At 46.6% G+C, this 7,144-nt stretch carries 9 protein-coding genes and 1 pseudogene; 2 read left to right on the plus strand and 8 right to left on the minus strand.

Annotated features, from left to right (window positions below; all coding sequences use genetic code 11):
* The 3 genes from amrS to THEPK_RS08540 form a co-directional block, all read right to left on the minus strand.
* On the minus strand, positions 1-778 hold a 778-nt coding region (gene amrS, locus THEPK_RS08530), incomplete at its 3' end, for an AmmeMemoRadiSam system radical SAM enzyme (protein WP_042701021.1).
* A 95-nt stretch (positions 779-873) separates the two neighbouring features.
* Positions 874-1,134 (minus strand): MoaD/ThiS family protein, encoded by a 261-nt coding sequence (locus THEPK_RS08535; protein WP_052315931.1) that lies wholly within the window; start codon positions 1,132-1,134, stop codon positions 874-876.
* A 38-nt stretch (positions 1,135-1,172) separates the two neighbouring features.
* Positions 1,173-1,673 carry an aldehyde ferredoxin oxidoreductase C-terminal domain-containing protein gene (locus tag THEPK_RS08540; protein ID WP_042701017.1) on the minus strand — a complete coding sequence of 167 codons (501 nt, stop codon included), beginning with the start codon at positions 1,671-1,673 and terminating at the stop codon, positions 1,173-1,175.
* Positions 1,674-1,711: 38 nt separating this feature from the next.
* On the opposite strand from THEPK_RS08540, the gene tnpA reads away from it, so the two are divergent.
* Positions 1,712-2,146, plus strand: coding sequence for an IS200/IS605 family transposase (gene tnpA / locus THEPK_RS08545; protein WP_042699144.1), 435 nt, complete (start codon positions 1,712-1,714; stop codon positions 2,144-2,146).
* A 35-nt stretch (positions 2,147-2,181) separates the two neighbouring features.
* Positions 2,182-3,441, plus strand: coding sequence for an RNA-guided endonuclease InsQ/TnpB family protein (locus THEPK_RS08550; protein ID WP_052315877.1), 1,260 nt, complete (start codon positions 2,182-2,184; stop codon positions 3,439-3,441).
* Positions 3,442-3,461: 20 nt separating this feature from the next.
* Here THEPK_RS08550 and THEPK_RS08555 read toward each other — a convergent pair whose 3' ends face one another.
* The 5 genes and pseudogenes from THEPK_RS08555 to THEPK_RS08575 all read right to left on the minus strand — a co-directional run.
* Entirely contained in the window at positions 3,462-4,046 is a 585-nt protein-coding gene (locus THEPK_RS08555; RefSeq protein WP_394296068.1) for a DUF257 family protein, read from the minus strand.
* Between the two features lie 66 nt (positions 4,047-4,112).
* Positions 4,113-5,360 carry an NAD(P)-dependent hydrogenase/sulfhydrogenase 2 subunit alpha gene (shyA, locus tag THEPK_RS08560; protein WP_042702180.1) on the minus strand — a complete coding sequence of 416 codons (1,248 nt, stop codon included), beginning with the start codon at positions 5,358-5,360 and terminating at the stop codon, positions 4,113-4,115.
* The gene (gene shyD / locus THEPK_RS08565) at positions 5,357-6,097 is read right to left on the minus strand and encodes an NAD(P)-dependent hydrogenase/sulfhydrogenase 2 subunit delta (protein WP_042701023.1); all 741 of its coding nucleotides are present in this window, start codon (positions 6,095-6,097) and stop codon (positions 5,357-5,359) included. Before shyD ends, shyA begins: the two co-directional genes overlap by 4 nt.
* Positions 6,094-6,756, minus strand: a pseudogene (locus THEPK_RS08570) (iron-sulfur cluster-binding protein); the annotation flags it as partial. The gene shyD and the pseudogene THEPK_RS08570, both read right to left, overlap by 4 nt.
* 16 nt (positions 6,757-6,772) lie before the next feature.
* The coding region (locus THEPK_RS08575; protein ID WP_042701024.1) for a zinc ribbon domain-containing protein at positions 6,773-7,144 on the minus strand (372 nt) is incomplete at its 5' end.

The following is a 7,144-nucleotide window of genomic DNA, read 5'->3' on the forward strand; positions in this document are numbered from 1 at the left end:
GGAGCCTGTAGTACGGGAAAAAGCGTGAGAAGTGCACTGGTGTATCACCACCAAGCTCCTCAACAACCCACCGTGCAAAGGCCCTTATTTCCTCTTCGCTGTCGTTCAGCGTGGGTATTATGAGGTAAGTAAGCTCAACGTGAATCCCAAACTCCTTCTTGGCTATAACCGCAGTTCTCTTGCTTGGCTCCAAACTTGGCACCTTTGAAATCTTTCTGTAAAACTCATCACGGAAGGCCTTTATGTCAATGTTCATGGCATCTATATAGGGAGCAAGTTCTCTGAAGGGTTCCTCGTTTATGTAGCCGTTCGTCACAAGGATGTTCTTCAGGCCTTCTCCTTTGGCAAGCTTTGAAGTTTCAAGAACGAATTCATACCACACCGTCGGCTCGTTGTAGGTGTAGGCTAAGCTCTCGCATTCATAGTGCTTTGCCAGCCTTACAATGGCTTCTGGAGTGGCTTCCTCAAGGTAAGGAAAGGTTTCATCTGCCTGGCTTATCTCCCAGTTCTGGCAGTGGAGGCAGTGCATATTACATCCCACGGTACCTATGGAGAAGGCACAGGAGCCCGGATAGAAGTGGAAAAGGGGTTTCTTCTCAACCGGATCAGCGGCTATAGAGGATACCTTTCCATAGTTGAGCGTGTAAAGTTTACCTCCAATGTTTTTCCTGACCCTGCAGGAACCTCTCCGCCCCTCATCTATAATGCAGTTTAAGGGACATAAGCGGCATCTCACCCTGTTGCCCTCTAAGGGTTCCCAGTACATAGCCTCTCTCATAATCTCACCATTGTAAGATAGTACCGGCTATAGTTTAAGCTTTTGGTTCAGGAAGAAAAATTGGGTATTGCTCACTTGGCACCAACAAAGTCCAATCATCCTCCTGCGGCCACGGGCATTATTATAACTCTATCCATGTCCTTAAGCTTAGCTTCAATGCCCCCCAGGAACTCCACAGAGCGGCCGTTTATTAGAATCACTACGTCTTTCTTGCTAAAATCTACCTTAATCCCTTTTTCAGCTTCTAATTTCTGCAGGAGATCCTTTAGAGTAGAGCCATCTTCAAGAAAGACCCAGAATTCAGGTTTATCCACTTCTCCAGCAACTTGAGCGACAAGCTTGACAAACACCTTCATAGCCTCACCTACAAAATAAATTGGGAAAATTGAAAAATTCAAAGCTGCTCTGCAACTTCATCGAGCCCGAGTTCCTTGAGCTTCTCCTTTGTCGGCACCCCGTTTTCGTCCCAGCCCCTGGCTTTGTAGTAGTCTTTTAGAAGAATCTCCTCCTCAAATACCTGCCCCTTGGAAGGCTCTCTCGGCACGGGCTCTTTCACAATCCTTTCAGGCATCCTGTCGTACTTTCCATCAATGCCTTCTCTAACGTTTATGGCTCTCTCGAGGTTGAATATCCTCTCTCCGACAAGCCAGAGGTACTTTGGATCCCTAAACTCTTCAATACCCGTCGCAGCATAGAGCATCTTGGCATACATATCAACTGTAATCATTTCGGTGTTGAATGGGAATATACAGAATACAGCAGTTTCCGCAATCGCAGTTTCATCTTGAACATACTTTGTTATCTCGCCTTTACTTTTTCTTCTGAAAGCCTCGCCCTTTAGGGCGGGGATGCAGTAAACTACCCAACAGCCCTCAAACAGGAAAGCGAAAAGCATTTAAGCAATAATGCAGACCATACATTAAGGGGTTCACAATGAAACCCGAATCACCAAGAATCAAAAGAACAAGACACGCAAAACACTTCATAACCTACCATTTCGTCTGGATACCAAAATACCGGAGAGACATTCTCACCGGAAAAGTCGTCGAGAGACTCAAAGAAATGTTCAAAGAATACTCGGAAGAAATCGGGTGCGAGGTTATTGCCCTCGAAGTAATGCCCGACCACGTTCACGTCTTCCTTCAGGCAAAGCCCAACCTCTCGCCAGCCCAAATAGTGAACCACTTGAAAGGCAAAACCGCCAGAAAACTCCTCCAAGAGTTTCCAGAACTGAGGAGCAAGACGACACACGGTAGGTTATGGTCTCGCTCCTATTTCGTCGCCTCAGTCGGCTACATAACGGACGAGATTGTGAAGCACTACGTTGAAACCCAATGGGAGCGTGAGTTGAAACGAAGAGGAGCGTAACGCTCAAACTCCAGCCCTCAAAAGAAACCGAGAGAATTCTCTTCGAGTTAGCTGACATTGGGGCTAAAGTTTGGAACCAGATAAACTACCTTCGCAGGCAGGAATTCTTCGAGGGTAAACCAGTGGACTTCAACAGGACGGAGAAAATCGTCTATGAAGAATTCAAAAAGGAAATCGGCTCCGCAACAGTCCAGCAAATTTGCAGGAAGAATGCTGAAAGCTGGAGGAGCTTCTTCTCACTCTTAAGGAATAAGCGGAACGGAGAACTGCCCGAGTGGTTGAAGCCGAAGCCACCGAACTACTTGAAAGACGATGGGAAAAGAAAACCTTTAATCGTACTCAGGAACGACCAATACAAGATTGAGGGCAACAGGTTAATTCTCAAAGGCCTCGGCAAGTTCAAACGCCTCGAAGTCCAGTTTAAGGGGAAAATACACCTCAAAGGCAAACAAGGAAGGCTGGAAATAACCTACGATACCGTTAAGCGGAAATGGTATGCCCACATCAGCATTACCGTCGAGGAGAAACTAATTGGAGGCGAGTGGATTGAAGTTCCAAGGAAACCATTGGGCGACCTTTCAGCGGGAATTGATTTGGGAGTGAACAATCTAATGGCGGTCTACGTTGAGAACGGTGAAAGCTTCCTCGTGAACGGCAGGCCATTAAAATCAATAGCCTTTTACTGGCGGAAGAGGATTGCGGATTATCAGTCAAAACTTAACAGGTCGGGAGCGAAGAGAAGTAGAAAACTCAAAAGAATGCACGGGAAGGCTAAACTTCAAGCAAAGCATTACATCAACACGGCAGTAAGACAGACCGTTGAAAAGCTCTACCACCTCGGAGTTTCGAGGATTGTTGTAGGTTACCCGAAGGGGATTGCCAGAAACTCTGAGAAAGGCAAGAGGCAGAACTTCCTCCTCTCCCACGTCTGGCGGTTCAATACTGTGATTCAAAGGCTCAAGGAAGTGGCTGAGGAATATGGCATCGTTGTTCAGGTTGTTAATGAGGCTTTCACCTCAAAAACCTGCCCCGTTTGCGGGAAGCCCCACGAGGGGGCCCGCTTTGTTCGTGGTTTGTTTAAGTGTCCCGCGACGGGGCTTGACTTTAACGCGGATTTGATTGGTGCTTTCAACATTTTAAAGAAGGCTGTGGAAAAGATAACCCCGAATCTGGGCGGCCTTTATGCTCAGAGGAGGGGTAACGGGGGGAAGACCCTCCCCGAGGGGTCGAAGACCCGCTTTAACTTGGGTCTAAATGAAACCCCTCAAACCTCCCTGCCAATGGCGAGGGGTTAACTCGTTGGAACCCTCGCCCTTCAGGGCGGGGAGGAGGTCAGCGTGGTTGATACCCTCTCAAGTTCCGGCAGAGGGTTAAACTTAGCTGAGGATGCAATATCCTTATTCACCAAATAAAATGCCTTCCGCTTCTCATTTTCAAGGAATGATTGAATCGCAAGGATAAAAGCATAGAATTCTGATATTGATGAAACAAACGAAAATAGCCTTTCAAGGCCAAGGACAATGTTTATGGAGTTTTCAACCTGTGAAAAGACTGCTCTCCCTTCCTCTTCATAATTTCTTATGTATATAACCGGCTCGCTGACAAACTCTATTCTCTTAACAACGTTTCCAACGTTCCTTTTTCCACCGGTTTTAACAACAAGAACATCTCTAAAGTCCTCATTAATACCAAGAAATTCAAGATGCTTTTGGATAACGTGAAGGGAATCAAAGTTATCATCAATTATAACCGGCAAACCCCTCGATTTCCCGTAGTATAGAAGCCCAAGGGTCATGAACTCGGGTATGAAAGACCTGCGGTACTCAACGAGTGCAATCTCACCAAACTTTATTTTGTCAATGAGTCTAAAAACTTCTTCCAGAGATTCCAAAACTCTCACCTCTATAATTAAGTCAATGCTCTTTGCATATATAACACTTTTGCACTACAAAAATAAAAAGAAGAGTCACAGTCTAACAACGTGCACAGAGCAGGAAATGCATGGGTCAAATGCCCTTACAGTCTCTTCCAGCTTCTGAAGGAAAGTCACTTCATCTGAGCTTCCATATCTCTTTTTAGCCTCTTCGTAAAGGCTGAGCTCCATCATGGCATGGTTAAACGCGGTTGGAGTTATTATGTTGGAATACGCTATGTTGCCCTTTTCATCAATCCTGTAGTGGTGCACCAAAACACCTCTGGGTGCTTCCACGTATCCGATTCCCTCTCCTTCCCGAGGCTCTACTGGGACGTTTTCACCTTTAATTCCTCTGTCGAGGAGATTTTGAGCTATTTCCTTTGTTCTCTCAAGGGCATATACAAGTTCAATGGCTTGAGCCAGATTGTTTAAGCTTGCGTATCCCTGAGAGAGCTTTTCTTTGTACTCTTCGTAAAGGTGCTTTGCCATCGGGGTGAGGGCTTCGTGCTTCAGCATTACCCTAGGAAGGGCCCCCACCATGAATACTTCTCCCTTGTACCTGCTCTGCTTTGCAAAGCTGTAGGGCAGAGTTTTTTCTTCTATGTGTTCAAAGTAGTCAAAGCCCCCTTCATCGTCCGCGATAAGTTTATCCCCATAGAGGTAGCCGTTAACTGCAACGTAATGCTCTGCTTTTGCTCCCAAATACTCCTGATCCGCAAATATGCCCACTGCCCTCCTTGCGAGCTTTAATAATGCCTCACTTTGTCTTTCCATTCTTTCAAGCTCTTCTATTGTTGGATATCTCCCAAATCCACCGGGCTTGACGTTTATGCCGTGTATCTCCCTTCCACCAATAACTTCCCGGATGTAGTTGCCAAACGCCTTGATTGTAAGGCCTTCTTTTACTACCTCTCCATGTCTGCTAGCCATTCTTATTGCGTCAGCATAGCCAAATAAGTCTGGGGCCACTAAGAGGTACAGGTGTAAAGCATGGCTTTCGATGAGTTCTCCTAGAAGGCCGAGTTCTCTTAGGAGCATTATCTCCTCTGGAACTTCAACTCCCAGAGCCCGCTCTATTCCAAGAACTGAAGCGACTGAATGCGAGAGATAGCAGATTGCACATATTCTAGCCTCTAAATCCGGCACATCCCAGTAGTGTCTTCCAAGGGTGAGGAGTTCGAAGAACCTTGGCCCTTCAAATATTTTTACTCTTACGTCCTTCACTTCCCCGTTCTCAATGATAATCTCCGCTCCTCCATTCCCTTCCACTCTTGTAAATGCCTCAATTTCAATGCTCACCATCTCAGCTCACCCCTTGCAAAAGTCTTGAACTTTCTCCTGATGTACTCCTCGTCATAGCCAAGCTCCTTGAGAATCTCGAACTCACTTGCAGGGTTTGCTTCCTTCGGTAGAGGTCCCCTGCACCCAATACAGCCAAGGTGGGATTTTATACATGCAGCGTTGCATCCGCCGAGCGTTATCGGACCCAAACAGGGAATGCCTCTCTTAACGAGGACGCACTCGTATTCATTGAGCTTGCACTCCACACAGACCGGATAGTCCTTTGTAGGTGGCTCAACACCTTTTGCCAAATTCATGAGCACCTGATAAAGTTCATCCTTATCATAAGGGCAACCCGGCAAGGCGTAATCAACAGCGACGTGCTGAACAATTGGAGCTGAGTCCAACGCTTTCATTGGGTTTGCTCTCGTTCCATAAACCCTCTCAAGCTTTTCCCTTATTTTTCCCTCAACACTCGCCTGAACGTCTCCATGGGTGGCACACGTCCCAAGGGCAATGAGATAATTGGAGTGGTTTCTCGCATAGTGGAGCAAATTAAGGTCTCTCTGAGTTGATACGCTCCCGGTAACTATAGCCACGTCAAGGGTATCATGCTCTCTAAAGCTCGAAGCCATGTGGAACTCCTTTATCTCGTAGAATTCGAGGAGATCAAAGAGCCTTTCGTAGAGGAAGAGGATATTGAGGGCACATCCCCCACAATCGGTCAGCTCAAAAACACCAAGCTTAAGCATCATATCAGCCCCCTTGTAGATAAAGCATCCCAATAAGTGAAGACAGGGCCGTCTTTACACACGTATTTAATAGAGGTGCTCGTTCCCACGATGCAGTGGCCACATTTTCCAACTCCGCAGCGCATTCTCCTTTCGAGGGTCATGTAAATCCTTCCCGGGGAGAGCTTCCTATCCAAGAGCTCCTTGATAACGTATTTGTACATCACCGGTGGGCCGCAGATTAGCGCATAGGTGTTTTCGACGTCAAAGGTTTCTCCCCTGAAGAGATCTGTGACAACTCCCTTGCACACTCTCGGCGAATAACCTTTCTCTAGGTATATACATGAAGGGCTTTCCACTTCGTAGGCAAGCTTCACATGACAGTTCATATCCTCTCCATGTTTGAGGAGGTGTATCACTTCATCCCTGAAGAGAATATCCTCATAGGCCTTTGTGCCGTAGAAGAGGTAGATTTTCTCGTATTTCCCTGTATCCAGAGCATACCACAGGACTGAGCGAAGGGGAGCCATTCCTAATCCTCCAGCCACGAGAACTAAAGTTGAACCTTCCATCTTTTCCATTGGAAAGCCATTGCCATAAGGACCTCTAATCCCAACTATGTCACCCTCTTTGAGCTTATGCATGTATTTTGTCATTCTCCCAACCCTTCTAACACAGAGCTGGAAGTAGCCGTTCTGCCTACCCGTAAAGTGCGTGTAAAGTGTTAATTTCATAACGGGTAGGCTTCCAGCCTCCCGTCTTCATTGGCTGGCTTTCGGGGGGAACGGAAACTCCCCACATCTTCAAGGCTTTCAAACGAATATTCCAACTCCCAACAACATCCCTATCAGCCTCAAAACCACACTCGCATTTTAAAACCCTGTGCCCATTCGGGACTAGCTTCCCCCCACATATCGGGCACAGGGATGAAGTGCGAGCAGGATTAACAAAAACCACACTCACACCCTTCAACTTGGCTTTATACTCAATAATGGATTGAAGCTTCCTAAAACTCCACCTGTGCAAGCGACCATTCAACTCAGCAGAGTATCTGACTGAGTCTCTAATATT

This window comes from Thermococcus sp. PK (assembly GCF_000430485.1).
Classification (GTDB): domain Archaea; phylum Methanobacteriota_B; class Thermococci; order Thermococcales; family Thermococcaceae; genus Thermococcus_A; species Thermococcus_A bergensis.

What these genes read in the sequence shown, in the direction of transcription:
- THEPK_RS08535 (WP_052315931.1), bottom strand. Translation starts at nt 1,134, where the DNA reads ATGAAGGTGTTTGTCAAGCTTGTCGCTCAAGTTGCTGGAGAAGTGGAT.
- THEPK_RS08540 (WP_042701017.1), bottom strand. Translation starts at nt 1,673, where the DNA reads ATGCTTTTCGCTTTCCTGTTTGAGGGCTGTTGGGTAGTTTACTGCATC.
- tnpA (WP_042699144.1), top strand. Translation starts at nt 1,712, where the DNA reads ATGAAACCCGAATCACCAAGAATCAAAAGAACAAGACACGCAAAACAC.
- shyD (WP_042701023.1), bottom strand. Translation starts at nt 6,097, where the DNA reads ATGATGCTTAAGCTTGGTGTTTTTGAGCTGACCGATTGTGGGGGATGT.